Consider the following 26,058-nt stretch of genomic DNA (forward strand, 5'->3'; position numbering starts at 1 on the left):
GGTAATTTATAGATTTTTATAAAAGGGTAGACACATGAAAACACTAGTGGCTTTGGCGCTACTGATAGGGGCCGTAGGTGCTTGGGCAGACAAGCCAAAGAATATAATATTTGTTATTGGCGATGGTATGGGTATGGAGTATTTAACGGCCTATCGCCACTACAGTGATAACCCGGCGACACCGGAATTGGACTCTACCTGGTTTGATCAGCACCTGCTCGGCACGGTAAGCACACATCCAATAGACATTACAGATGTTACTGACTCTGCATCCAGCGCTACGGCAATGGCCGCGGGTGTTAAAACCTACAACGGCGCTATTGGCGTAAACGCGAACCGCGAACCGGTAGAAACCTTGCTTGAGAGAGCCAAAAAGCGTGGCTACCAAACCGCTATGGTTGCTACCAGTCAAATTAATCACGCAACACCAGCAAGCTTTTCCGCTCACGTGGAGAGCCGCAATCAGTATGACGATATAGCTGATCAGTATCTTGACCGTCGTTTCAACGGCAAGCCCTGGGTGGACATATTAATAGGCGGTGGTCGCAAATATTTTGAGCGTGAAGAACGAAATTTAGTCCACGAATTTCAATCGCTAGGCTACCAATACGCGGATAATTTTGATGAGCTGAACGATTTGACGTCATCGCCAGCCCTTGCATTGCTGGCGGATAAAGGCTTGCCGTTTGCGATTGATGAAAAGCCGCATAACCGCCTTGAGGTTATGACCCAAAAAGCGCTGGAGCTACTGTCTCCGGACCGGCCATTCTTTTTGTTGGTCGAGGCCAGCCAGATAGACTGGTGTGGACACGCCAATGACATCGCCTGTGCTATGGCTGAAATGACTGATACCGAGATGACTTTGAAGTTTATCAGTGAGTATGTCGCAAAACGTCCCAATACCTTAGTGGTGGTGACGGCTGATCACAGTACAGGTGGTTTGAGTATGGGCGCTGACCGCCAATACTTGTGGCGAGCTGAAGTGGTGCGAAATATCCAGGCCAGCTCCGGCGTCATCGCACAAGCGCTTATTGATTCGGGAGATGCCTGGCAAGGCCGTTGGCAGGAGCTAACGGGTATACCGTTAAACGAGAAGGCAATTGAGGTAGGGCAAAACTTGTTGGGCGTCGTCGCAAACGCGGCGACCACAAAAGAACGGAACGAGGCAGTCAGTCAGTTGGAACAAGCGGTGCGCCACGGTATTGATTTAGCCAGTGTTACCGGCTGGACCACCGGTGGCCACACGGGTGGTGACGTGGCGGTTATGGCCTTGGGGCCTGGTGCGGAATCATTTGCGGGGCATCAGGATAATACGGATTTGGCGAAAAAATTGTTTGAGGTTTTGCAATAATAACGGGGAACGGGGAACGGGGAACGGGGAACGGGGAACGGGGAACGGGGAACGGGGAAGCTTAACTCGATCCCCATTGCCGAATTCACGCGCAGTTGTACGTCTACGCCTGCTCGCTTATGTCTCCTTCTCCTCGGATTGACGCACCCAGTCAGCGACGGATTGGTCATTGAGCGTGCTGGCCGTTGCGGCTTCTAACTCAGTTATCAGTTCAGTAACGGCTTTATTTTTTTGCAGTGAAGAGGGTAGGTCGGCCTCTTGGTAGCGTACCGCTCGTAGTACCTCGCGCAAACTTATGTGGTCCAGTGAGCGTCCTGGCACCAGTTGGTTGGCTGATGGGCCTGCATAGGTGACAAGGTTGTTTTTAAGTAACTTACTAATGATGCGCTGAATAACCTCCGGGCCAACCGATAACTTAGACTCCATGTCGGTAATGGGCACGCCGCCGCCGTCGCGGTCAAATTTTTGGGCTACGGCGTGCATAATAGCCAACCCCGTCATTTCATCAACACGCGCGGCGGGTGGGTTAATACGCGAGCGGGTAATTTGCTGTGCGTGTTGCGAGTAAAAAGCCACAGAGGCGCCGATCAACAAAATAAGCCAAGCTAAGTAAAGCCAAATCAACAGCAGAATACCCACCGCAAAACCCGAATAAATGGCGGTGTAGTTACCTGAATTTGAAACAAATAACGTGAAGCCAAAGATAGACGTTTGCCAAATGATACCGGCCACTAAGCCGCCTAAAAATGCGTGACGCAAACCTACTTTGGTGTTCGGTATAAATGTATAGAGGAATGTAAACAGGCCGATAATAATCAAATAAGGCATTAGCTTGCTGAGGGTGCCAAACACTACGCCCAGCGGTGCGAAGGAGATTGCCTGTTGCACTGCCGAGCTGTTGACTAAAGCGGCCGTGGCCCCCATGGCAGAAAACACCAATACGGGCCCGATCATCACGACACTTAGGTAACTGGCAAAACGTTGGGCAAGGGAGCGGCTTTCACTGACACGCCATATCTCGTTAAATGATCGCTCAATTTTCTGAATCAGTGACACCACCGTAAAAATGAGCAAGCCGAGCCCCACCGAGCCCAACACCCCGACTTTGATATTATCGACAAAGCCCAGAATATTCTCTACTACCATGGGGCCGCGCTCACCCAAAGGTGCGGCCAGCACATTCTGCAATACGGGCTCAAGCTGGTTATGGACGCCGAAGCCCTTGAGCACCGAAAAGCTTAAGGCCAGAAACGGTACCATAGACAGCAAAGTCGTATAGACAAGGCTCATGGCATGGAGAGTAATGTAGCCTCGGGCGACGTCTCGTATGACCGCCACGAGAACCCGGGACAAATGCCAAAAGCGCTGGTGAAGTACCGAGCGATGCGCGGTTTCAACGTGCCACAGCCAGCGGTCGAGCTTTTTGAACACGGCCTCAATGCGACTACCTGCGGGCGCTGCCGGGCCCTGCTCGGATTCGTTGGTCATTTCTGAGATTCCTTTTTTCACCAATAACTCCACAATAGCGAACCGGTGTGGTCGCTGGCAAGCAGGAGGCATAAAATATGTTTGTCAGTTGAAGTATTTCGATTACTATTCGCCTCCTCAGACGCATCGTCTGTTCTGTGGAGCGCTAGCCGCCTGTGATTTCTTTTAATGCTTTTCGCACTCTGGGTCTGAATAACGTTCACTGTCTGAAGCCCGAGTATTTTCTGCAGCATAAAGACCTTTTACGCACTGCCGACTGGGTGCTCTTTCCGGAGTATTGGCAAGTGAATGCTTTGGTTTTCGGCTTGGGTTGCCACATCTTCCCAAGCTTATCGTCGTACTTGCTGGGGCATAACAAAATTGAGATGACCCGTGCTTTCGAGGTTATTGCACCCACACATACGCCTTTCACTCTGATTGTAGCCAATACGGACACCGAAGCTGCGCGTGTGTTTGATACCATGGATTTGCCGTTCGTGGTCAAGCTTGCTAAGTCCAGTATGGGAGAGGGGGTTTGGAAGGTCGAAAGCCGGCAAGACTTTGAACGCTACCGCGCCTTAACCGACATTATATACGCGCAGGAATATTTACCCATCGATCGTGATATGCGAATTATCTGGGTGGGAAATCAGGTGGTGGCGTCATATTGGCGTCACCAATCGGAGCAGGGCTTTTACAATAACGTGGCCCGCGGTGGCATTGTGGATCATGCTCCCGTGCCATTGCAGGCAATAACTCTGGTTGAGCGAGTTGCTACCGGCTTGGGGCTTAATTATGCAGGCTTTGATGTTGCTATGGTCGGTGACCACCCGTACCTACTGGAGTTTAATCGTCTATTTGGCAACAAGGGCATACCCGGTGGCGCTGCTGTTATCAATCAAGCCCTCGCGGAATATTTGCTTAAAGCAGAGCCGCCAGGGCTAGTTGAAGGAACCAAAAGCGAAGGGTTAAACGTTTTGCCCCTTGCCTGAGTCAGGTTGTGGCTGCTTGTTCTCTTTGGGCTCTTTAATGAGACTGAGGATGGTCCAGCCTTCGCCTGTTTTGACTGGGTCAGATTCAATAAAGGGCTTTAATTTACCTTTGTCCGTTATCGCGAACAAAAAGACTGCATTGGTATCTTGCTGGCGCAAATCGTCGATGCTAAAGGCTTCGGTAAGTTTTGTGGCCTTTATTTCGGCCCCGGTGTGGATAAGGCTTGCCAATTTCGAATAGGTCATATCTTCGCGGAACAGGGATGTACCCTTGAGTTGCGCGGCTACCTGGTGTTTTTCGGTTTTGCTTGAATCACTGCTGGTACGAATCGTGAAAACACGGTGGGCGCCAAATTCATTGCGAAAATGCATACCGGCAATCACGTTTAACTCCTTCAAAGGCGATAAAGCCAGTAAGTTGCCGATGCCAGTGAGTTCTAGCCTGTCACCGGCAAACTCTGAAACGGGGTTGCCGTAAAAGGTTTTCATGCCAGCCATGCGAGCCGCACTAATATTCTCCCAGTTTGAATCACTGAGAATAACCGGTAAAGATTGCTGTTGTAATGCTTGGGCGATTGTGCGGGCGACCGAGTTGGCACCTAAGATCAGTACGCCGCGAGGCTCGGGCTCGACAATACCCAGCATTCGGGCCAACGGTCTGGACGTGGCACTTTGAAAGATAACGGTGCCTAAAATAACGGCGAAGGTCAGAGGCACTAATATCTCGGCATCGCTAAAGCCCTGTTCGGTGAGGCGCAAAGCAAACAGTGCGGAAACGGCGGCTGCCACAATCCCGCGCGGGGCAATCCAACTTAGAATAATACGTTCGCGCAAACTGACGGCTGAACCCAGCGTCGCCAAGAAAACCGAAATGGGCCGGGCGACAAACTGAATAACCACCAACAATATCAGTGGGCCCAACGCCACTATGCCAATCAACTGGTCTATGGGGAGTCGGGCGGCAAGAATAATGAATAGCCCGGATATAAACAAAATGGTTAAATTTTCTTTAAAATTAAGAATGTTATGTATGTGTACGCCGCGCATATTACCGAGCCACATGCCCATCACCGTCACGCCTAACAGGCCTGATTCGTGCGCTAAATGGTTACAAAAGCTGAACACCATAAACAATAGGCTTAAGGTGGCGAGATTTTGCAGGTATTCAGGCAGGCGTCGACCGGCCAGAATTTTTCCTAAAGCGTAACCGGCGGCGGCACCAATGGATAATCCAACCACAATAATTTCGGTAAACAGTAGCAGACTTTGGCTGAATGCTTTGCCTTGAGTTTGCGACACAATAAACTCATACACCACAACCACCAGCAGGGCACCAATGGGGTCAATGACTATGCCCTCCCAGCGCAGGATGTTTGCGACCCGCTCTGAAGGACGTACGCTGCGCAACAGGGGGATGACAACCGTGGGCCCGGTAACAACCATAAGCGCACCAAACAGTACCGATATTTCCCAGCTTAAGTTGAATAAATAGTGCGTGGTGACTGCAACGATTACCCAGGTTACGGGGGCGGCTACGGTGATCATTCGTCTAACGACGGTGGACATATGCCCAAGCTCTTTAAAGTTCAGCGTGAGGCTGCCTTCAAATAAAATGACCGCTACCGCCAGAGAAACCAGCGGAAAGAGCAAGTCGCCAAACAATTCATCCGGTGATAGCACACCACTGACCGGCCCTAGTATTAAGCCGGCGATCAGTAGAAAGAGAATGGCGGGTAAGCGCGCCAGCCAGGCGCCCCATTGGCAAAACAAGGCGGTAATACCAATAACGGCTATTGCCAGAGCGGCATCGTGCATAAATCGTCCCTTTCAGTGTGAAATGAGCTCCCTTGCGGGTGTTGCTACTCATCATAGCGGATAGCGTCTAAAATGGCGAAAGGCATAGAACGAAAGGAGCGACGTTATGGTTGACCGCGAAGCCTTTATTGCTAACTTCCCGATTACCGTTGATATCAATGTACAGTGGGGAGAAATGGACGCGTTTGGGCATGTGAACAACGTGGTGTATTTACGCTACTTTGAGACCGCCCGAATTGCTTATTTGCGCCAAGTGGCCGCACGCGGAGTACTGGATTTGGGCAGATTGGTGCCGGTTTTGGCCGAAACCCAGTGCCGTTACCTGCGCCCGGTTCGCTTTCCCGACACAGTGGTGATTGGCTGTACCGTGACTGAAGTGCATGAGCATGGTGTTACCCAGGATTATGAAATTTTCAGTACAGAACAGAGCAAAGTAGTATGCACCGGTATTGCCCGTATTGTATTGCTGGATAAGCAGTCTCAGCGCAAAGCGCTGGTAGCGCCAGAGTTGCACGACGAAATTAAATTGCTTGAGGCAAAGGAAAAATAAAGGGGGGGGGAGTGGCGTATTTGATAATGAAAACCAGCGGAGCCAGCGCTGAAGAAGTCGATGGTTTGGTGGCGGCACTTGAGGGGGAAGATATCGCCTGTTATGTGACCGATTCCGGGCGCTGGAAAATCGGCGTCGATGGCTTGTGGCTGGTTAATGAGGCGGAGCGAGAGCGCGCTATAGCGGTTTGCGAAGAATTTGAAAGGAGTTTTGCTCAACAGTCGATGGAGCAGCATCGGGCTATGCGCGAACGCGGTGAAGCTCTAAACTTTTTAGGTCATGCCATGGCGCATCCCATAAAGACAATCGCCGGTATAGCGGCGATTGTCTTTATACTGGGTTTATCGCTGCTGCCCTTTATACGTGGGCTTTAGTCGAGCGGACTTTGCAGCTAATACCAGCAAGAGCGAGTAAGGCCAATAAGCTTAAGCCGAAGCTTCCGCCACCACCGCCGCTGCTCGAACCACCACCGTCGTTGCCACCGTCGCTGTCATTGCTTGCAGTGGTGGGCGTTGGATTTAAACCGGCCGCAGTGTCTGGTGCTGCGTCGAGTACGACAATATTTTGGATCATCACCAAGTAAGTTTCGTCGATCGTGATGCTATCGCCAGAGGCGAAGTCGCGCAGCGGTAAGTCACTAAAAGTTCCATCCAGCTCGGCTTTGTCAAGATCGGCGATAGCGTCCACTATAGCCATACCGTTGCCAGTGACTTCTCCGAAAACCGTAAAGCCACCATTTTGGTTGTCTAAATTTGCGCTGTTATCGGCAAGATTGAAAAACCACTGATTGGTTGCGCTGTCTGGGCTGGTGGGTGTTTTGGCCATAGCGATCGTGCCGCGCACATTGGCAAAGACTGGCTCGTTACCTACCGGATCGTTGGGGGTGATATTTTGCGGGTAAGTAAAACCCTCTTCGAAAGTGTACCCGCCGCCCTGAACAATAAACCCTGGTACTGAGCGATGAATAAATGTATTTGCATAATCACCCGAGCTTACATATTCCAGAAAGTTAGCGACGGTTTCCGGAGTGCTTTCATCGTAAAGATTAACTTCAAAGTCGCCCATTACAGTCTGAAACTGCACCGTGGTGGCCAGTGTAGCACTCGCGCACAGAGATAAAGTGGCGCCGGCTAGCGCCTTAACGGTAAACGTCATAGTGGTCCTCGTAGAGCCTGTACTCGGCTGTTGTTATTGATGATTTTATCGCGACCGCGACAATAACAGATTTCAGGCGCCAATTTTGTAAGAAAGTGTAGGGGCGGCAGGCCGCCGCTTGAGGTCGGATGTCCGAGGACCGACGCTGTCATCAGACATCAGACATCAGACATCAGACATCAGACATCAGACTCCATCACCCCTGATACGCCGCCAACAACACTTGCAGCGGATGCGGCAGCCTGACATCACTTAAGCGCTTAGCCTGCGACCGGCACGAGTAGCCCGTCGCGGTCAACTTCCCGTCGAGCTCCGGGTTTTCCACAATCGATTGCCAGCTCTGTGAATAGATTGTTTTGGACGTTTCGACGTTGGCGGCTTCATGGCCGTAGGTACCTGCCATGCCGCAGCATCCGGTATCCTTCAGTGCGAGCTCTTGCCCCAGTGCCTGGTAGACGGTCTGCCAGTCTGTGACAGACGCCGCGGCATTGGTTTTTTCTGTGCAGTGAGCCAATAAAATATAGTGGCTCTTACCAAATTCTGGGCTGTAGGGGGTAAGGTTTTGCTGCGCCAGCCACTCCTGCACAAGTGCTACTTCGGGTGCCTTGTCACCCAGAACTTTTTGGTACTCGCTGCGATACGCCAAGGTCATTGACGGTTCAATGCCCACTAACGGAATGTTGGTTTTTGTCAGCACATTGAGCATGTCGGCATTGTTATTGGCCGCTTTCCTAAACGCCTTCAAAAAACCATGCACGTGCAGCGGTTTGCCGTTGGGCTTGAACGGGGCCAGCATCGGGTTAAAGCCTAAAATTTTGAGCAGCTTTAAACTGTCGAGTACCAGTTGGGTTTCGAAGTAACTGGTAAAGGCGTCTTGTACCAGAATAACCGTTTTCGCTTTAGTCTCTTCGTTCAAGGTGGCAATATTTTGTGGCGTCGCGTAGCGTACACTTGCCGCTTGCAGCGCGCGGTCTAGATTCACGCCGGTTAATAAAGGGCTGTCCACCATGCCGGCAACCTTGGCCAATATCTTTTGCATAAAGACCGGCTTCATTAGCCCGTTGTAGAGCCAGGGCACGCGAGCCAAGGTTGGCATTAAGTATTCCAGTGAGCCGACAAAGTAGTCCTTCAGCGGGCGCAGGTAGCGGCTGTAATACAGCTCTAAAAACTTCGCGCGGAACTCGGGTACATCCACCTTGATCGGGCATTGGCCAACGCAGGATTTACAGGCCAGGCAGCCCTGCATGGCGTTATTGACCTCGTGCGAGAAGTCATACTTGCCTTGTTTTTTGCCTATGCTATGGGCAATGCGTGACGGCAAACTAAAAATAAACGGGCGGCTGCGCACCTGTTGGGTTAACTCCACGGCATTGACCTGACGTTCACTCAACTGTTTAAGCCATTCGCGCATTAACGAGGAGCGACCTTTAGGGGAGTGTACACGTTCGCGGGTGGCCTTCCAGGAAGGGCACATAGCGTCATTCGGGTTCCAGTTGTAGCACAGGCCATTACCGTTGCAATGCATACCCTCGCTGTACCCCTCCCAAACCTGCACGGGAATTTTTCGATCTTGCTGGCCGCGGGTGACCACGCCATCGATGCTCAGCAATTCGCTGTCGTTGTTGGGGGTGGCAATTTTACCTGGGTTTAATTGATTAAAAGGGTCAAAGGCCGCCTTCACTTTTTGAATCTCAGGGTAGAGCTCACCAAAAAATTGCGGTGCGTATTCCGAGCGTACGCCTTTGCCGTGCTCGCCCCAGAGTAAGCCGTTGTATTTCTGCGTTAGTGCGACCACCTTGTCGCTGATCTCGCGAATCAGTTTTTCCTGCTCCGGATCTTTCATATCAATGGCCGGGCGCACGTGTAAAACACCGGCGTCGACATGGCCAAACATCCCGTAAGCTAAATTGTGGCTATCCAGTAGCTCGCGAAACTCAAAAATAAAGTCGGCCAGGTTCTCTGGGGGCACCGCCGTGTCTTCCACAAACGGAATCGGGCGCGCTTCACCGGCGGCATTGCCCAGTAGCCCTACGGCTTTTTTGCGCATGCCCCATATTTTATTCACCGACTCTGAACCCATGGCAATGGTATAGCCAATGCGGCCGGTGTTGGTTTTGTCGGCCTCGCTCATGGCGTCAAGCATACTGGTCAGGCGTTTGATGCCCGCGTCCAATTCCTGTTGGGAGTCGGCGGTGTACTCCACAAGGTTAATACCCTTAATGTCTTCGCCGGCAACCGGGGGGAAGAACTCGCTAACGCTGTGCCAAACAATGTCATTCATGGCCAGGTTAAGCACTTTCGAATCCACCGTCTCAATCGAGGTGGGTAAAGCTTGCATCAGCTCGGTGGCATCGCGCAGAGCAGCGTTAAAGTCGCGGTAGTTGACGTTCACCAAGGCCGCACATTTAGGAATGGGTAGCACGTTCAACTTGGCTTCGGCAATAAAACCCAAGGTGCCTTCGCTGCCGCATAACACGCTGTTTAAATCAAATTCGCCGGTTGGCGTGCGCACATGGGCTAAATCGTAACCGGTCAGGCAGCGGTTTAGCTTGGGAAACTTCGCTGCAATCAAGTCGCGTTGGCTGCGTTCGATGTCATCTACCGCGCTTACCACCGCGCCAATGCGGCCTGGGTTTTGCCTGGCCGTTGCCAGTGCGGTATCGTCTAAGGGGGCAGAGTCACAGACTCTGCCGTCCAGCAATACCGTTTTAAGGCTCAGTACATGGTCGCGGGTTTTACCGTACAGGCAAGAGCCCTGGCCCGAAGCGTCGGTATTGATCATGCCGCCAATAGTGGCGCGGTTGCTGGTGGAAAGCTCTGGCGCAAAGAACAGGCCGTAGGGCTTAAGAGCGGCGTTTAGCTGATCTTTGACCACTCCGGTTTCGACGCGCACCCAGCGCTCTTCTTCATTAATTTCCAGTATTTGGTTCATATGGCGGGAGATGTCCACCACCAGCCCGTCGGTCAGCGATTGCCCATTGGTGCCGGTGCCACCGCCGCGCGGGCTCAAGGCCACCTGGCGGAACTCGTCGCGCTGCGACAGCTGTGCGATTAACACCAAATCATCAATATTGCGGGGGTAGACCACTCCCTGCGGCAACACCTGATAAATCGAGTTATCGGTCGACAGTACCGTGCGGTTGGCATAATCCGGGTTCAGGTCTCCGGCAAACCCTTGATTTTTAAGGGTTTCAAGAAACTGTAAATAGATTGATTGAACCGGTGAGGTTTCGCGTATACGGGGGATCATAGGCCACTGGTACTACTGGAAGAATGAATCGGCGTATTTTACTGGCTCATGAGCGTCAGAGCCAGTAGAGAGTACGCGCTGTCGAAGGTTATGGATGTGGGTTCAATAGAAAATCGTCTAGAAAAGCCACTGTCGCAATACAGTTAACCTCTAGAGCATTTATCGCGGTAGGCATTGCCACTCGGGCGACTGGCTTGCCCAAGCGTTTTGCAAGGCGCGCGAGCCGGCCTATATATAAAGTTGCCGAAATGCATGACGGAGAAATAAGCGGTTTAACGGGCGGCGTAGGCAATCACCATATAGGTCCACATCGCCAATAGCACCAGGTTGCTGAGCAAAAACACACGCATGCGCCAAATCACATTATTTCTGCCCAAATGAATTGCAGCCTGAACAACTCGGCACGCCACATAGAGCCACGCCAGCACTGCCATAATAACGCCCGTGCTATGCAGCGCCAACGCAGCCAAGCACACAGCGTAAAACAGCGGAGGAATCTCCAGTAAGTTGTTGTAGCAGCGCTGGGTGATGACCATACGCTCAGGCAGCTCGCGGGCTGGCTGGTCGTATGATTTGAAATACTTGATGGAGACGTCTTTGTTATGGACTGCCTGAATACGCGCTTTCAGCATCATCAGCGCAACAAAAAAAGTGAGTAGTACTAAAGCCGCCATTGGGTAAAGCATGTGAGAGCCTCTTGTTTTTTTATGATAGGGAAAATTAACCCTGCTATTTACAGTTTAATGGCAAGAGCGTAGCGCAGGCTGTGTGATAGACCTAAAATCTATACGAAAATTGGTCGTGAAACCACAGTACTGGTGGTAAAGCGGGGTGGGCACTATAATAGCGGCCATTCTGAGCGCAGCTGCCGCACATGGTTAAAAAATGAGCGCTCAACAGGAGACATCCGGACCCATAGGACTGAATAAGTATGATTATTAAGCCAAAAGTACGTGGTTTTATCTGTATCAATGCCCACCCACAAGGTTGCGCGGCAAACGTTAATGAGCAAATTGAGTACACCAAAGCTCAAGACAGCGTTGACGGTGGCCCCAAGAATGTATTGGTGATTGGGTGCTCCACCGGCTACGGCTTGGCTTCGCGTATTACCGCAGCTTTCGGCAGCGGTGCTAAAACCTTAGGTTTGTGCTTTGAAAAGCCACCTACTGAGCGCAAAACGGCCTCGGCGGGTTACTACAATACCGCGGCTTTCCATGCCGCCGCTGAAAAGGAAGACCTGTACGCTCGTACCATTAATGGTGATGCGTTTAGCAACGAGATTAAAGCCCAGGCCATTGCCGCCATTAAAGAAGATTTAGGCAAGGTGGATTTGGTGGTTTATTCGCTGGCCTCGCCGCGTCGTACCGATCCCACCACCGGTGAAACCTACAACTCAGTATTAAAGCCCATTGGCGAGGGTTACTCCGCCAAAAACCTCAATACCGACACCATGAAAATTGGTGAGGTTACGGTGGAGCCCGCCTCGGAAGAAGAGATTGCGCATACCGTGAAGGTAATGGGCGGCGAAGACTGGGAAATGTGGATGGATGCCCTGGCTGAGGCCGATGTACTGGCCGATGGCGCCAAGACAGTTGCCTACACCTATTTGGGTGATAAGTTGACCTGGCCTATCTACGGCAAGGCAACCATCGGCAAAGCCAAAGAAGATTTGGACCGGGCTGCCAGCGCGATCAGCAGTCATCTATCCGGCAAAAACGTTACTGCCACGGTTGCCGTGTTAAAGGCGTTGGTCACCCAAGCCAGCTCCGCTATTCCGGTTATGCCTCTGTACATGTCGATTTTGTTCAAGGTGATGAAAGAGAAGGGCACCCACGAAGGCTGTATTGAGCAGTTGCAGCGCCTGTTTACCGAGTGCTTGTATAGCAGCTCGCCGCGTCTTGATAACGACGGCCGTTTCCGCGTCGATGACAAGGAGTTGGACCCAGCCACTCAGGCTGAGGTGGAAGCCATTTGGCCACAGGTAACGGAAGAAAACCTGATGGCGCTGACCGATTACAAAACCTACAACGAAGACTTCCTGAAGTTATTTGGTTTTGGCTATGACGGCGTTGACTACGAGGCAGAAACCTCGACCTTGGTTGACCATAACTTCTAAGCTTAACTAAAGGCGCGACCCAGTGGATAAATTGTTGCTGCATGGGCGGGCGTTGTTGGGCTTTTCATTGTTCACGCTGGTGACTTTGGTCATCGGCGTGCCCTTAATGAGCTTGGCGATTGCCAAACTGCTCCTGCAAAAAACACGGCTTCGCCCTCGCTTGACGCGCTGGTTGGATAAAACCGCCACTGCGTGGATCAGTTGCAACAATGCGCATCAGCGTTTAACCACTGGTACCCATATTGACGTAGACGGCCCCGAACAATTTGGTCGCAGGCAGTGGTTTATGCTGGTGGTAAATCATCAAAGCTGGGTGGATATACTGGTTTTACTGCGTGTTTTTAATCGTCGCATTCCCTATTTTAAATTTTTTATGAAGTCGTCGCTGATTTGGTTTCCGGTGATTGGTCTTGCTTGCTGGGCATTAGATTTTTTGTTTATGAAGCGCCATACACGAGAACAAATTCAGAAAGATCCGTCCCTTGCCGGTAAAGATTTAGCCACCACGCAACTGCAATGCGAGCGCTTTAGCAATAAACCGGTCACCATTGTTAGCTATGTAGAAGGCACCCGGTTTACCGAAGCCAAGCATGATCAACAACAATCGCCCTACCGGTACTTGCTGATTCCCAAGGCGGGGGGCTTAGCGTTTACCCTAACCGCTATGTCGGGACGCATTAAGACTCTGCTTGATGTGACGATCCATTACCCGCAGGGGCGGCCCACGTTTTGGCAGTATTTAGGTGGTCAGGTAAAAAAAATAAATGTCGTTGTACGCGAGCGGGACGTGAGGGAAGAGCTACTGGGAAACTATGTGTCAGACGAAGACTACCGGCGCCACTTTCAAACGTGGGTCAATCAAATCTGGCAGGAAAAAGACGAACTCCTTGAAAGTCTGTCTCAAAACGAGAATTCCAAAGCATTATGAATCGAACCCATTTTTCCCTGTCTCTGTTGCACCCGCGCTATTGGTTGTTTTGGCTAGGCGCTTTGTTGTGGGTATTACTCGCGCAATTACCTTACCGTTGGCAGATGTGGTTGGCGCGGCGGCTGGCACCGCTATTATTTTTGAACAAAAAGCGAATTGGCTACGCCCGTACCAATGTTGCGAAATGTTTTCCGAATTTATCGGAGCAAGAGCGAGAGGTATTTCTTAAGAAAAATGCTGAGTCTATGGCAATGGCGGCACTGGAGACCGGCATCGGTTGGTTCTGGTCGTCGAATAGACTTAGAAAAATTCACTCCATTCAGGGTGCTGAGCACCTGCAACGAGCGGCCCAAGAAGGTGTTGGGGTTTTATTGTTAACAACACATTTTAGCACCCTGGATATTGGCAGTGCCTTTTTGGGGTGCCATATTGAGTTTGATGGATTGTATCGCCCGCATGGCAATGCCGTGTACGATTACTTGCAGCGTAAGGGGCGCGAGTCCTACTGTGAAACCGGTTTGGCAATACCGCGCGATAGTGTGCGAACCATGATTGCCAGAATGCGCAAAGGTCGCGCGGTTTGGTATGCACCCGATCGTGATCTTGGCCCCAAGAATAGCGTGTTTGTGGATTTTTTCGGTGTGCCTACGGCGATGATTACGGCCACGTCTAAAATAGTTGCACTGGGTAAGGCCAAGGTAATCCCCTTTACCCAGTACCGTCGCGAGGATGGTTCCGGCTACGATTTGATTATTCATCCACCGTTTGCGGACTTTCCCAGCGGGGATGATGTGGCCGATACCCAACGCATCGCTAAATTCATGGAGTCTGAAATCCAAAAGTACCCAGAGCAGTACTTTTGGGCCCAGCCTCGCTTTAAGACTCGCCCTGAGGGCGAGCCGAGTTTTTACGAGTAGCCTGCTAGTTTAACTGATCTTTTACATCAAGCAGGAGCGCGCGGGCGGAGCAGGCCCCCATTTCGAAGGGGTTAAAGTCCGGTGAGCCTTCAATCTTGTGGTTAAGAGTCACCGGCAAATAGGTTGGCGATGTCTCTGGATACCTTTGCAAAATCCCAAAACTCTTCCTCAACCGAGTTAATACTGATGGCAATAACGATGCGGCTTTGGGGAAGGACCATAAGCCAGCACTGCGCGCCGCGAGATACACCGCCATGATTAAAGTTAGTGGCAATATGGTCGTCGCCCACATGTTTGCGCCAGCCAAGAGCATAGTTTTGCCCATTGGTTTCACCGCTATTGAGTTGCTGTGGCTGCCAAAACAGCGCTTGCGTTTGGGCCGAAATAAACCCGGGGTTGAGCCAGGCGCTCCCCAGTCTTACCAAATCTGATGGTGTTGATACAAAGCCGCCCCCCGCTAAGCGGTGACTTAAATCGACACGTCGCCAAGGGCGAACTTTCGATCCCTGCGAGTGATAAAACGTAGCCATATGTGAATTTTCATCGCGGTCGGACAGAGTGTTTTGCATAGCTAACGGTGTAAATACTTGCTGTTGTATGACCTCTAAAAAATCAAGTTGCGCGACCGCTTGAATAACACTGCTGAGTAAAACGGTGTTGTAGCTCGAGTATTGAAAACGCTCGCCAGGCTTTGCCAGTAGCGGGGATTGATCAAATACCTCCAGCGCGTCAAATACATCGGAGTAGTGTTTGTTGAGTGCGATCACGCGGTACAAGCCTTGCCATTCCCGGGTTTTCTTGTAATCGGGTATGCCGCTCATATGCGACGCTAATTGCCTTGGGGTTATTTCGGCCCAGCGAGGATTGGGTAGATTAGGTATGTACGTCGATATCGGGGCATCTAAATCAATCCGGCCCTGATCGACCAGTCGCGCCAGCGCTGTCATGGTGACGGGCTTTGAGGTGCTGCCGATTCGAAACCGGGTGTCTGGTGTTACCGGCCGGCGGGTTTTAAGGTCGGCCCAGCCGGCCGTGCCCGCCCAAACAAGGTCGCCATCGATCGCGACCGCCGCCGAGATACCGGGGCTGGCAAGTGTGCTGCGATGCTGCTCCAGAGCTTGCAGCGCGTTATTTGCCGCCTCAGTGTAAGCGGGGTTGTGGATTTGCTGTTGAGCTGGAGCCGTTGTGGGGACCTCGATATACCCCCAAAAAGGCATAGGCATGGCGCCTTTGTGGGCAAAGAATAGGTAAATGGGGGATGTCAGCCAAACCGTGCCTATCAGTAATAACGACAGGCCAAAAGGTAAAAGAGCTTTGGCTGGTAAGTGCTTGAGTTTATTCATGAAGCCTCCTGTTTGGGAATGGCTTCACAATGCACTGCGAGCTCAATAAAGGCTTGCCGATTAATAAAAAAAGCTTGCCGATTACTGCAATTGACTGGTTTTTAGTCGAGTTTGGCGGTATTCACTGGGAGTGCAATCGAAGCGCAATTTAAACGCTCGGTTAAAAGGCCCGATGGAACCAAAACCGCAGTTTAATGCAATCGTCAAAATGGGGGTGCTGCTGAGCTCTGGATTACTGAGTTGGACGGATGCGTCTGTTAGGCGGTGCTGATTCAAAAAGTCGGAAAAGTTACGGTAACCCAGCTCGGTACTGATGTACTTGCGCAGTTGATACTCGGAACAGTTTAGGTGATCAGCCAGAGCGGCGAGGTTTAAGCCGGTCTGCTGGTAGGCTTTGCTGTCGATAAACTGGTCAAGCTTTTGGCGCAGCGGATGGGGAGCCGTTTGGGGCTGAGTAAAGACGGCCGCGGGGGCGAGAGCTTCGCTCAGGCGATTATTTTTCGCATAGACGGTATAAGTGACCAACGCTAGCACGACTAACACGGCATTGGTGGGCGAGTAGAGTCGGTGGTGCCTTATGAATTCTGGTGCAAGCTCGACGCCCGCCAAAAACACGAGGTAGACGCACACAAGGCAGGTGACCTGAATACGAGCCCGGCGACGCTTATCGAGTAAGTCGTCCTGATAATCGTGAATGGCTAAATATACAATATGCAGCGCCAATACAATAACCAGTACATGATTGATCGTATGAAATAGGCCGACGCCTTGTTGTATCACAAAGAAGTAGGCGAACCACGCAGCGTACAGAGTCAGTAGGCCTTGGAGCCACAGGGGCAGGCGCACTAAAGAGAAGTGGTCCCGAAACGAGTAACTTGCCAACAGCCACAGGCAATAAATTAGCCCGTCCGTTAACAGCAACAGGAGCCCTCGCCAGTGGCCGTAGAACTGATCGGGCAGCGGCGCGGTTAACCACAAATAGGCCACCATACAGCTTATGGTCGCTCGTTGGCTGATGCGAATTGCGTGTGGTTGAGTGCTCCCGTGGGCAAGCCCCATGTGCAACAGTTGTCCTGTCGCAATGCCGCGCAGAATGAAGTCGGCCAGTTCGAGCGAGGTAAACGTCATAGGTGCAGCCGGTCGCCAATATTAACGGGCGTCAGCGGAAGGCTTCGGCCCCTTTATTGATGCCTTCGTAGGCCCGAACGCGCAGGTTGGCGTCAGGGTGCTCAGCGCTAAGCTCGGTGGCTATATGTTGTGCCAAACACTCAACAGTGGTGTCGGTGTTAATGATGTAGCACATGGAGCGCGGAACCTTAAGGCGAAAATGCCCCTGTGGTGCGTCATAGGCAAAATCGTAATAGGTTTGGCTGGCAGTGGTAGACGTGTGAACAATGTCTTGCTGGGTGCCGATGTAAATATCCCGCCAAAGTGCTGCCCACTGCTGTTCTAGCTGGGGCGCCTTGTGACCGTTAAGCCAAATATCAATGCGCGAGCGATGGCCATGGGCAATGCGCTGACAGTTGCCATCGTGCTTCTTAAGACCGTGCGAGTAGTGGTAATAGGCCCCATCAATGGTTTCTGTGGAAAAGTCTAATTCTAGCTTTTCCAGTGGGCTGTCGAAGGCTTGCATCAGCTGCGTAGCGCACCACCCGGCCACGGTTTCCGGTTCTAAGGTGGCGGCGTCTACCAGAGCGATGGCCTCCGCCGGGCAGGTGAGTTCAATGGTCTCGCCGCTGTCGAGTTGCCATTGAATATCTAAATTCCCTCCGGTTTGGATCAGGCGCAGGCGGTCTGACTGAGCGGGAACCGCCAGACGGTGATCCAGCTCACAGTCTAGCCACTGTCGGGCCACTTTTTTAACTTGGCCAAAATCACACACCATACTCTGCTCGTCGAGTTCACCGTGTAAGCGAATATTCGCCAGCCAGGTTTCGCCGACAATACCGCGAGCCGGGTCAAGAAAGCTGAAATCCACATTGGTGAGATTGTCGACAAATAAAAGCATAACAAGCGAAGCCTTAAAGGCAGTGTAAAAGGGCGACCATGATACCAGCAAACGTGTCAATTCTCAGCGTTGTGATGCAATATGCAAGCGCGCGGCCTATTTAATCGTTTGAGCCCTTTGTGGTGAACTTAATATGCCAAATTGGCCTACCACTTGCTGCTGTGTATGCCACACTGAGTATCGCAGAGGTTGTTTGGGGCTGCCTGCGGACGTCAGGGGGTCAATCACAGGGAACAGGAGGTTGTGATGAACATGCTCAACGAAGCGGCAATTGTGTGGGGTGCGCTGCCACTGTTAATTATTTTCTGGGGTATTCCGCTGCTGGACGTTACATACTCTCGACAAGTATCCGGGCGTGAGAAGTGTGTTTGGCTGGTGGCATGTGCACTTACCAGCTGGCTCGCTTGGACGGCTTTTTACCTGTTGGCTCCGGTCAAGCGAGCGGGCTGAAAAGCCCTTAGCTCAAGGCTTTCAAGGCGCCGTCGTAGTCCGGCTCATCGGCGATTTCGTCGACCAGCTGGGTGTAACTGACTTCGCCGTTTTCATCAACCACGACAACCGCGCGTGCAGTGACGCCCGCCAGTGGACCTTCCGTGAGAAGCACTCCGTAAGTTTCGGCAAAGTCACAGCGAAATGCGGAACCTGTGACCACATTACTCAATCCTTCAGAGCCACAAAAGCGTGCCTGGGCGAATGGCAAGTCTTTCGATATGCACAGCACCACGGTGTTATCCAAACTGCTGGCTTGCTCGTTAAAGGTGCGTACTGATTGCGCGCAGGTAGGGGTATCCACGCTTGGAAATATATTGAGCACTACGCGTTTGCCCTTATATTCGCCCAGGGTCAATTCGCTTAAATCCGCTTTTACCAATGCAAAATCCGGTGCTTTACTACCAACGGTGGGCAATTCTCCGTTAGTGTTCAGTGGGTTGCCTTTCAAAGTTACGCTCGCCATGATGGGTCTCCTATTAGATTGGCTCGTTAGCCTATAGTTGTTGCCAATGTCAGTAAATTCAATGTTGGACGTAAAATAATGCCAAATAAAAGTGGTTTGGGTTGGGGCATTCGCTCCCTGACAGCGCTTGAACGCGCTGGCGACCGGTTGCCGCACCCCGTGGCACTGTTTGGCTGGTTGATGGCCTTTATCGCGGCAGGCTCCTGGTTCGCACACCGGCTTGGCTGGCAGGCGAGTGTGACCGGCAATGTAGAGCCGATTGTGGCGCGCAGTCTGCTATCGGCTGACGGTGTGCGTTGGGCGCTGACCCATGCCGTGGAGAACTTTATTGGGTTTGCTCCGGTAGGCGCGGTCCTGGTGATAATGCTGGGGCTCGGTGTGGCGGAGCGCTCGGGCTTGCTAAAAGTTTTGTTGGTGCGGTTAGTAGCCGCTGTTAGCGAGCGTTACCTCGCTACGATTGTGGTGCTGACGGGCATATTATCTAACCTCGCGTTTGACGTTGGTTATGTCGTGCTGATTCCGCTTGCCGGCGCTTTGTATCATGCCGCCGGGCGACACCCATTGGCGGGTATTGCGGCCGCTTTTGCCGGGGTGTCTGCCGGTTACAGTGCCAATATTGCTTTGGGGCCCGCCGACGTTATTCTCGCCGGCATGTCTACTGAGGCGATCGCATTAGTCCACAGCGAAAGTTATGTCAGTGTGGGGGCGAACTACTATTTTCTGGCCGCTTCAACGCCTCTGTTGGCGATTCTGGGCGGCTGGGTGACCGACAAAGTAGTAGAGCCCTATTTAGGGCCGTGGAGTGATGCCGAGTTGGGGCCAGACGCCGTTGTCGTCGCGCCCGCTGCGGATGGCAATGGCCAGGCTTTGCGCTGGGTCGGTGTCTGGACGGTATTGTTTGCGGTGCTGGCGCTACTGCTGGTGGTGCCCAGCGGGGCACCGTTTAGTGCCGGTGCTGCCAGTGATGGCTCGCCACTGCGCGCCCTAGTGCCCGCCATAGCCCTGTACGCGGCTTTGGCCGGTTTGATTTACGGCAAGGTCAGTGGTCAGTTTCAAAAGCCCGGGGATGCCACGCGAGGCATGGAGTCGGCAATGGCTAGTTTGGCCGGTTACTTGGTGCTGATGTTTTTTGCAGCGCAAGCGGTTGCCTGGTTTGGCTGGAGTAATCTGGGTGTATTGGTGGCCACTGCCGGAGCGCAATGGCTGCACGCGTTTGAAGAGCAGCCCATTCTGTTGTTGATGCTTTTTATTGTGATCAGCGCACTGATTAACTTATTTGTCGGTAGCGCTTCGGCCAAATGGGGCCTTCTCGGCCCGGTATTTGTTCCCATGTTATTTTTCTTAGGGGTAGCCCCGGAGAAAACCCAAATGGCCTTTCGCATTGGCGACAGTGTGACCAATATCATTACGCCCCTTATGCCCTATTTCGGTGTGGTATTGGCTTTTGCCGCCAGGTACCGACCGGGGATAGGTGTGGGTGGAATGTTGGCGATGATGGTGCCGTATTCAATTACGTTTTTTGTCGGCTGGAGCCTGTTTTTTACCGCTTGGCTGGCACTGGCGTGGCCACTGGGTTTTTAAGCTTCTGTCTTCCGCTCTTGCAATGTGCAGGCAACTTGCGGATAATGCGCGGCCTCGGCAGTACGGGGTTATACCCCATGCTATTGCCGCTGCAGTGGTGGCCCTGCCGGTCCCCTCGCAATGATCAACCGTGAACTCCGCCAGGCCCGGAAGGGAGCAACGGTAGCGGTGGTATCATGTGCCGGGGTGTGGCTGGTGGGGTCCCCTCCAATCTCTTTTCTTCTGTTGTTTCCTCCCCGTGTCTATTTACGCCCGGTATCGCTATAATCGGCTCTTTGGTTGCAAGCAATAACGAGGAAGGCATGAGTTATCAAGTCCTGGCACGCAAGTGGCGCCCCCGCACGTTTCGCGATTTGGTGGGGCAGGAGCATGTGCTACAGGCATTGGTTAACGCTCTCGACCACGATCGCTTGCACCACGCCTATCTTTTCACCGGCACTCGCGGTGTCGGCAAAACCACCATTGCCCGTATTCTCGCCAAATGCTTAAACTGTGAAACCGGCGTAAGCTCGACCCCCTGTGGCCAGTGCGCGGCCTGTGTGGAAATTGCGGAAAACCGTTTCGTCGACCTGATTGAGGTGGATGCGGCGAGCCGCACCAAAGTGGAAGATACCCGCGAGCTGTTGGAAAACGTCCAGTATGCGCCGACTCGCGGACGCTATAAGGTTTACCTGATTGACGAAGTGCATATGCTGTCCACGCATTCGTTCAATGCGCTGCTGAAAACACTGGAAGAGCCACCACCACACGTCAAATTTTTGCTGGCGACGACAGACCCACAGCGCTTGCCGGTGACGATACTGTCCCGGTGTTTGCAATTTAACCTCAAGAATATGACGCCTGAGTTGGTCACCGGCCACCTCAAACATGTGCTGGAAGCCGAAGCGGTTCCCTTTGAAGAGAGCGCTCTGTGGCAGCTGGGCCGAGCCGCCGACGGCAGTATGCGCGATGCGCTCAGCCTGACCGATCAAGCCATCGCCTTTGGCTCGGGCAAAGTGACCGAGGCCGAGGTGCGGTCCATGCTCGGCACCATCGATCGCAGCGCGGTTTACGATATTTTGCGCGCCCTGGCGGCGGGCGATGGGAAAGCCGCACTGGCAGCCGTGGCGCAAATGGCCGAGCACGCGCCGGATTTTGCCAGCGCCCTGGCCGATATGTTGTCTATTTTGCACCGTATCGCCATAGGCCAGGCGTTGCCAGAGGCGGTGGATAACAGTCAGGGAGATCGGGATCAAGTACTTGAGCTGGCCAGCCAGCTGCCCACCGAAGACGTGCAGTTGTTTTATCAAACCGGTTTGCTTGGCCGTCGGGATTTACCTTTGGCGCCAGCCCCCAGAGCAGGGCTGGAGATGGTTTTGCTCCGAATGTTGGCATTCCGTCCGCAAGGTGTTACCGACGTGCCGACTAAACGTTTGGCGGCGCCCTCTGCAACGAATACTGCGCCGTTGGAAGCAAGCACTGACTCTAAGCCTGACGCGCCAAGCGAAAATTTCGCCGCTGCCGAGCCGACACCGAGCGCCGCCGCGGCACAGGCCAGTGCGCCGGCAGTAGAAAATACTCCAGCATCGTCACAGGCAGAACCTGCGGCGCCAGCAAGTGACCTTGCGCCTCAGAGACCTACGCCGCACCCGGCAGATGATCCGCCACCTTGGGATGACGTACCCCAATATGCGCAACAAAGTGGTGCAGATGAAACGCAGGCTCCTGTAGAGCGGCCCGAAAAGGCTCCAGAAGTGGCGCCAGATAGCGAGCCCGCCTCCGTTACGCAACAATCGCCAACGGCCGTGCCCGCTAAGCAAGCGGCCCCTGTAGAGCCAACCCCTGTGGAGGTGGCTGAATCACCCGCAGCTCCAGCTGCAGAGTCGTCGGTAGCTCCTGCGCCACAGCCTACCGTCGCAAAACCTATAGAGCGAGTGGCACTGGATGCAGTCAATCCTGTCTTATGGCCACAAATATATTTAGGACTGGATGTTGGCGGCGTCGTCCAGAATACCGCGGCCAACTGTGAGCTGGTTGGCCGTCAGGGCAACCAATTGCATTTTGTGTTGGATGAAAATAACAGCAGTTTGTACGGGGATGGGCAGCAGCAGCGTCTCGCCGATGCCTTAACCGATTACTTCGAGCAGCCTGTGCAAGTCATTATTCAACCGGGTCAGATTGATACCGAAACCCCGGCGCAAATTGCCCAGCGCAAACGCAGTGAACGATTGGCGCAAGCGGTTGAAGCGGTTAAATCTGACCCCATAGTGCAGCAACTGATTGAACATTTTTCAGCTACTGTCGACGAACAATCGGTCGAACCGGTGGACACTCATTAATTGGGCACAGGCCCGGAGGTAAAGCATGTTTAAAGGCATGGGCGATATCATGAAGCAGGCCCAGCAAATGCAAGAGCAGATGCAACAGGCCCAAGAAGAACTGGCGAATTCTCAGGTGGAAGGTCAGGCCGGAGCGGGGATGGTTAAAGTGGTTATGACTGGCCGGCACGATGTGAAAAGCGTCACCATCGACGATAGCTTGATAGGTGAAGACAAAGAAATGCTGGAAGACCTGTTGGCGGCGGCAGTGAATGATGCGGTGCGACGCGTTGAGACAAATAACCAAGAAAAAATGTCAAAAATGACCGCCGGTATGAATATGCCGCCCGGTTTTAAAATGCCATTTTAATAGCCAGGTAACAATATTCCTTAATGTTTAGTCCTCTGATTGATGAACTGATGGCGGCGCTGCGTTGTTTACCCAGTGTGGGCCCGAAGTCTGCGCAACGTATGGCGATGCAACTGTTGGAACACGACCGCGCAGGCGCGTTGAAGCTGGCCGATTGTCTGGTGCGCGCGGTTGAAGGTGTTGAGCGTTGCCAGCGCTGTCGAACGCTCACCGAGCAGGAGCTTTGTGGCGTGTGCAGCAACACGCGTCGCGACAATACCCTATTGTGTGTGGTAGAAACGCCGGCCGATGTGTTGGCCATTGAGCAGGCTGGCAGTTATCAGGGTAAGTATTTTGTGCTGCTGGGACATTTGTCACCCATCGACGGTATAGGCCCGGAAGATATTGGCATTGACCAATTGCTGATGTTGCTGGATCAGGAGCCGATAACGGAAATTATTTTGGCAACCAACCCCACCATGGAAGGTGAAGCTACCGCTTATTACATCAGTGAAAAAGCGCAGCGCGCCGGTATAACGGTGACGCGAATCGCTCACGGAGTGCCGCTCGGCGGTGAACTCGAATACATAGATGGTGGCACCTTAGCTCATGCATTCTCCAGCCGGCGGGCGATCACTTAACTCTAATGACCTAGCCGATTCTAGCGGGTACACGGGCAGCACAACACTTATGCAAATACCGACACAACCCATTTGGGTCGAAGATGCTAACACTTTGCGTGAACTCTGTCGCAAATGGTCGGAGCAGGCCGCCATAGCGGTTGATACCGAGTTTATGCGCAGCGACACTTTTTATCCTATTGCAGGGTTAATTCAGGTAGGTGACGGTGAAGGCTGTTATTTGATTGACCCTGTGGCGATTGATGATCTGTCCGCATTAGCGCAACTGTGGCGCGACGAAAGCGTGACCAAAGTACTTCACGCTTGCTCAGAGGACTTAGAGGTGTTTAATGTGCGGCTGGGGGCTGTGCCTTCGCCTTTATTCGATACGCAAATCGCGGCGGCGTACGCGGGGTATGGTTTTTCATTGGGCTACGCTAATTTAGTGCGAGAAATGCTCGGAGTAGAAATACCCAAAGGAGAGACGCGTTCTGACTGGTTGGCGAGACCGTTAAGCCTGGCGCAAAAAGACTATGCAGCACTCGATGTGGCGCATCTGCTCATTGTGTACGGAAAATTGTTGCAGACCCTCAGGCAACAAGAGCGTTTGGACTGGGTTAAAAGTGATTGCGCCGAATTGGTGGCCGCTGCGGGCGAACCGGTCGATGCTGGTTCGGCCTATCTGAAAGTAGGGCTGGGCTGGAAACTGCCAGAACGGGGTGTAGCAGCACTTAAGCTATTGGCCGAATGGCGCGAAGTAGAAGCACGCGCTCGCGACATACCCCGCAATCGTTTAATGAAAGAGCAGCCCTTGTTCGAAATAGCGCGACGCCTTCCGGATAGCATGGGCCAGCTGCAAAGAATTGAAGGCATACCGAGACGAACTTTACACGACGATGGCGATTTTTTGCTGGGTTTAGTGGCGCGCGCGTGTGCACTTGACGAAGATGAATTGCCGAATTGTCTAACGCCGCCCTTGGGGCGTGAATTTGGCAGTGCCATTAAAGCGATGAAAGCGTGGGTCAGAGTGCGCGCAGAAGAGCTTGGCGTTCCCGCCGAGATACTGATTCGCAAAAAAGAATACGAACACATTATTCGCTCTGTAGCTCATGGCACTCCCGAGCTGCCGGGTCGCCTGAACGGCTGGCGCGCTGACTTGATTGGCCAGAGTTTATTGAAGATTGCGATTGAGCAAGTCGCGGAGGTTTCGTGAAAATAATTAGTCAAATATACCGCAGCAGTAAAGACAGTGGAATGTATCTTTATTGCAAAAAAGAGGACGGCTTAGCTAAGGTGCCTGAGGCTTTAATGCAGCAATTTGGTAAAGCTGTGCCGGCTATGGTGCTGGTGTTAACGGAAACTCGCAAGCTGGCGCATGCTGATATCAGTAAAGTGATGGCAGCACTGCAAGAGACCGGTTATTTTTTGCAATTGCCTCCGGCAAAGAACGCGGATCAAGAAGCCGCAGCGGTAGCATCGCAGAATTCTAAGTTGTTCTGATGGCAGATCAGGTGTTCTGGCAGCGCAAGTCTCTTGCCCAGATGACGTCGCAGGAATGGGAAAGCTTGTGCGATGGTTGCGGTAAATGCTGTTTGCACAAGCTGGAAAACGAAGATACGGATGAAGTTTTCTATACTGACGTAGCCTGTCAGTTGCTGGACCACGACAATTGCCGGTGTCAGGACTACCCCAACCGCCGTGCGCGAGTGGCCGATTGTCTCGTATTGACCCCGGAAGATGCCGAATATTTTCACTGGTTACCCGTTACCTGCGCGTATCGCTTGATAGCCGCGGGTGAGGCTTTACCTGATTGGCATCCGTTGCTTACCGGTGATCCAAATTCCACCCACAAGGCGGGCATGTCGGTAGCAGGCAAGGTTTTGGCAGAAGAGTCAGTTGCTACTGACGATTTGGAAGAACACATTATTCACTGGGTAATTTAGTATGGAAAATTTAACCATGGCCTGGCTTGTTTACGTAGCTTCTGGCGTTGTTTTGGGATTGTTTGGATGGCGCATTACCCGGGGGCTATCACGCTATTGGCGACATTTTTTGATTGTGTCTTATATCGTGTTGGTATTTACGCCGTTCAGTCTTAATTTACCTGATCAGCCCGATGCTTATGCTCCCGCGTTGTTTATTGCTGTGCTTAATAGTCTGTTCCAGGGGGTAGAGGCTGGCTTGGATGCGGCTGTGACTTTGGCACTGATATGGGTGGGAGCACTGATTTTGTCGTTAATCTATTTGTTAATTAGTGGTCGCATAATGGCTCGCAAGCGAACCCGGTCTGGCCCCGAAGCGACCGCTGAGCCCGTGGAAGGCTAACTCGACACCTTTGCACAAATTCATCACACTGCTATAAAT

General features: G+C 52.5%; 25 protein-coding genes and 1 other RNA gene. 17 read left to right on the plus strand and 9 right to left on the minus strand.

What is annotated here, in order from left to right; genetic code table 11:
- The first annotated feature begins 34 nt into the window (after nucleotides 1-34).
- Nucleotides 35-1,351 carry an alkaline phosphatase gene (locus tag QWI17_RS13865; RefSeq protein WP_302723116.1) on the plus strand — a complete coding sequence of 439 codons (1,317 nt, stop codon included), beginning with the start codon at nucleotides 35-37 and terminating at the stop codon, nucleotides 1,349-1,351.
- A gap of 117 nt (nucleotides 1,352-1,468) precedes the next feature.
- Here the strand turns inward: QWI17_RS13865 and QWI17_RS13870 are convergent, their stop codons facing one another.
- On the minus strand, nucleotides 1,469-2,839 hold the full coding sequence (locus tag QWI17_RS13870; protein WP_302723117.1) for a YihY/virulence factor BrkB family protein: 1,371 nt from the start codon (nucleotides 2,837-2,839) through the stop codon (nucleotides 1,469-1,471).
- 155 nt (nucleotides 2,840-2,994) lie between these two features.
- Between QWI17_RS13870 and QWI17_RS13875 the strand changes: the two genes are divergently transcribed.
- Nucleotides 2,995-3,810 carry an ATP-grasp domain-containing protein gene (locus QWI17_RS13875; protein ID WP_302723118.1) on the plus strand — a complete coding sequence of 272 codons (816 nt, stop codon included), beginning with the start codon at nucleotides 2,995-2,997 and terminating at the stop codon, nucleotides 3,808-3,810.
- On the opposite strand, the gene QWI17_RS13880 is transcribed toward QWI17_RS13875, so the two are convergent.
- Complete coding sequence (locus QWI17_RS13880; protein WP_302723119.1) at nucleotides 3,787-5,625, minus strand: cation:proton antiporter; 1,839 nt, start codon at nucleotides 5,623-5,625, stop codon at nucleotides 3,787-3,789. The genes QWI17_RS13875 and QWI17_RS13880 overlap by 24 nt on opposite strands.
- A gap of 106 nt (nucleotides 5,626-5,731) precedes the next feature.
- Between QWI17_RS13880 and QWI17_RS13885 the strand changes: the two genes are divergently transcribed.
- Both QWI17_RS13885 and QWI17_RS13890 read left to right on the plus strand, forming a co-directional pair.
- Nucleotides 5,732-6,175 carry an acyl-CoA thioesterase gene (locus QWI17_RS13885; protein WP_302723120.1) on the plus strand — a complete coding sequence of 148 codons (444 nt, stop codon included), beginning with the start codon at nucleotides 5,732-5,734 and terminating at the stop codon, nucleotides 6,173-6,175.
- A gap of 11 nt (nucleotides 6,176-6,186) precedes the next feature.
- Complete coding sequence (locus QWI17_RS13890; protein WP_302723121.1) at nucleotides 6,187-6,549, plus strand: DUF6164 family protein; 363 nt, start codon at nucleotides 6,187-6,189, stop codon at nucleotides 6,547-6,549.
- Here the strand turns inward: QWI17_RS13890 and QWI17_RS13895 are convergent.
- The 3 genes from QWI17_RS13895 to QWI17_RS13905 form a co-directional block, all read right to left on the minus strand.
- A complete protein-coding gene (locus QWI17_RS13895) occupies nucleotides 6,533-7,330 on the minus strand; it encodes a peptidylprolyl isomerase (RefSeq protein ID WP_302723122.1) in 798 nt (265 codons plus the stop codon). The genes QWI17_RS13890 and QWI17_RS13895 overlap by 17 nt on opposite strands.
- Before the next feature lie 196 nt (nucleotides 7,331-7,526).
- Nucleotides 7,527-10,580: a D-2-hydroxyglutarate dehydrogenase YdiJ gene (gene ydiJ / locus QWI17_RS13900; RefSeq protein ID WP_302723123.1), complete on the minus strand. Its 3,054-nt coding sequence runs from the start codon at nucleotides 10,578-10,580 to the stop codon at nucleotides 7,527-7,529.
- A 272-nt stretch (nucleotides 10,581-10,852) separates the two neighbouring features.
- Complete coding sequence (locus tag QWI17_RS13905; RefSeq protein ID WP_302723124.1) at nucleotides 10,853-11,266, minus strand: MAPEG family protein; 414 nt, start codon at nucleotides 11,264-11,266, stop codon at nucleotides 10,853-10,855.
- 245 nt (nucleotides 11,267-11,511) lie between these two features.
- Here QWI17_RS13905 and fabV point away from each other — a divergent pair, with 245 nt between their 5' ends.
- Genes fabV through lpxL form a run of 3 tightly spaced genes read left to right on the plus strand, consistent with a single transcriptional unit; the run spans nucleotide 11,512 to nucleotide 14,541 of the window.
- A complete protein-coding gene (gene fabV, locus QWI17_RS13910) occupies nucleotides 11,512-12,696 on the plus strand; it encodes an enoyl-ACP reductase FabV (protein WP_302723125.1) in 1,185 nt (394 codons plus the stop codon).
- A 22-nt stretch (nucleotides 12,697-12,718) separates the two neighbouring features.
- Complete coding sequence (yihG, locus tag QWI17_RS13915) at nucleotides 12,719-13,624, plus strand: 1-acylglycerol-3-phosphate O-acyltransferase, YihG family (RefSeq protein ID WP_302723126.1); 906 nt, start codon at nucleotides 12,719-12,721, stop codon at nucleotides 13,622-13,624.
- Entirely contained in the window at nucleotides 13,621-14,541 is a 921-nt protein-coding gene (gene lpxL, locus QWI17_RS13920) for an LpxL/LpxP family Kdo(2)-lipid IV(A) lauroyl/palmitoleoyl acyltransferase (protein ID WP_302723127.1), read from the plus strand. The genes yihG and lpxL overlap by 4 nt, the downstream gene beginning before the upstream one ends.
- A 101-nt stretch (nucleotides 14,542-14,642) precedes the next feature.
- Here the strand turns inward: lpxL and QWI17_RS13925 are convergent, their stop codons facing one another.
- The 3 genes from QWI17_RS13925 to QWI17_RS13935 all read right to left on the minus strand — a co-directional run bounded on the left by QWI17_RS13925 (nucleotide 14,643) and on the right by QWI17_RS13935 (nucleotide 17,892).
- On the minus strand, nucleotides 14,643-15,884 hold the full coding sequence (locus QWI17_RS13925) for a serine hydrolase domain-containing protein (RefSeq protein WP_302723128.1): 1,242 nt from the start codon (nucleotides 15,882-15,884) through the stop codon (nucleotides 14,643-14,645).
- A gap of 81 nt (nucleotides 15,885-15,965) precedes the next feature.
- Complete coding sequence (locus tag QWI17_RS13930; protein WP_302723129.1) at nucleotides 15,966-17,012, minus strand: helix-turn-helix transcriptional regulator; 1,047 nt, start codon at nucleotides 17,010-17,012, stop codon at nucleotides 15,966-15,968.
- 31 nt (nucleotides 17,013-17,043) lie between these two features.
- Nucleotides 17,044-17,892, minus strand: coding sequence for a 6-carboxytetrahydropterin synthase (locus tag QWI17_RS13935; RefSeq protein WP_302723130.1), 849 nt, complete (start codon nucleotides 17,890-17,892; stop codon nucleotides 17,044-17,046).
- A gap of 246 nt (nucleotides 17,893-18,138) precedes the next feature.
- On the opposite strand from QWI17_RS13935, the gene QWI17_RS13940 reads away from it, so the two are divergent.
- Nucleotides 18,139-18,342 (plus strand): hypothetical protein, encoded by a 204-nt coding sequence (locus tag QWI17_RS13940; protein ID WP_302723131.1) that lies wholly within the window; start codon nucleotides 18,139-18,141, stop codon nucleotides 18,340-18,342.
- Between the two features lie 7 nt (nucleotides 18,343-18,349).
- On the opposite strand, the gene tpx is transcribed toward QWI17_RS13940, so the two are convergent.
- Complete coding sequence (gene tpx / locus QWI17_RS13945; RefSeq protein WP_302723132.1) at nucleotides 18,350-18,847, minus strand: thiol peroxidase; 498 nt, start codon at nucleotides 18,845-18,847, stop codon at nucleotides 18,350-18,352.
- 78 nt (nucleotides 18,848-18,925) lie between these two features.
- Here tpx and QWI17_RS13950 point away from each other — a divergent pair, with 78 nt between their 5' ends.
- The 9 genes from QWI17_RS13950 to QWI17_RS13990 all read left to right on the plus strand — a co-directional run bounded on the left by QWI17_RS13950 (nucleotide 18,926) and on the right by QWI17_RS13990 (nucleotide 26,019).
- Nucleotides 18,926-20,428, plus strand: coding sequence for an AbgT family transporter (locus QWI17_RS13950; protein ID WP_302723133.1), 1,503 nt, complete (start codon nucleotides 18,926-18,928; stop codon nucleotides 20,426-20,428).
- Between the two features lie 104 nt (nucleotides 20,429-20,532).
- An RNA gene (ffs, locus tag QWI17_RS13955) (signal recognition particle sRNA small type) lies at nucleotides 20,533-20,629 on the plus strand.
- A 101-nt stretch (nucleotides 20,630-20,730) separates the two neighbouring features.
- Complete coding sequence (gene dnaX, locus QWI17_RS13960) at nucleotides 20,731-22,746, plus strand: DNA polymerase III subunit gamma/tau (RefSeq protein WP_302723134.1); 2,016 nt, start codon at nucleotides 20,731-20,733, stop codon at nucleotides 22,744-22,746.
- Between the two features lie 25 nt (nucleotides 22,747-22,771).
- Nucleotides 22,772-23,095: a YbaB/EbfC family nucleoid-associated protein gene (locus tag QWI17_RS13965; protein ID WP_302723135.1), complete on the plus strand. Its 324-nt coding sequence runs from the start codon at nucleotides 22,772-22,774 to the stop codon at nucleotides 23,093-23,095.
- A gap of 23 nt (nucleotides 23,096-23,118) precedes the next feature.
- Nucleotides 23,119-23,715 carry a recombination mediator RecR gene (gene recR / locus QWI17_RS13970; RefSeq protein WP_302723136.1) on the plus strand — a complete coding sequence of 199 codons (597 nt, stop codon included), beginning with the start codon at nucleotides 23,119-23,121 and terminating at the stop codon, nucleotides 23,713-23,715.
- A gap of 49 nt (nucleotides 23,716-23,764) precedes the next feature.
- Nucleotides 23,765-24,907: a ribonuclease D gene (gene rnd, locus QWI17_RS13975; protein ID WP_302723137.1), complete on the plus strand. Its 1,143-nt coding sequence runs from the start codon at nucleotides 23,765-23,767 to the stop codon at nucleotides 24,905-24,907.
- On the plus strand, nucleotides 24,904-25,194 hold the full coding sequence (locus QWI17_RS13980; protein ID WP_302723138.1) for a YcgL domain-containing protein: 291 nt from the start codon (nucleotides 24,904-24,906) through the stop codon (nucleotides 25,192-25,194). The genes rnd and QWI17_RS13980 overlap by 4 nt, the downstream gene beginning before the upstream one ends.
- On the plus strand, nucleotides 25,194-25,637 hold the full coding sequence (locus QWI17_RS13985) for a YcgN family cysteine cluster protein (RefSeq protein ID WP_302723139.1): 444 nt from the start codon (nucleotides 25,194-25,196) through the stop codon (nucleotides 25,635-25,637). Before QWI17_RS13980 ends, QWI17_RS13985 begins: the two co-directional genes overlap by 1 nt.
- A gap of 1 nt (nucleotide 25,638) precedes the next feature.
- A complete protein-coding gene (locus QWI17_RS13990) occupies nucleotides 25,639-26,019 on the plus strand; it encodes a hypothetical protein (protein ID WP_302723140.1) in 381 nt (126 codons plus the stop codon).
- The last annotated feature ends 39 nt before the right edge of the window (nucleotides 26,020-26,058 follow it).

The organism is Gilvimarinus gilvus (assembly GCF_030518155.1).
GTDB classification, from domain to species: Bacteria; Pseudomonadota; Gammaproteobacteria; order Pseudomonadales; family Cellvibrionaceae; genus Gilvimarinus; species Gilvimarinus gilvus.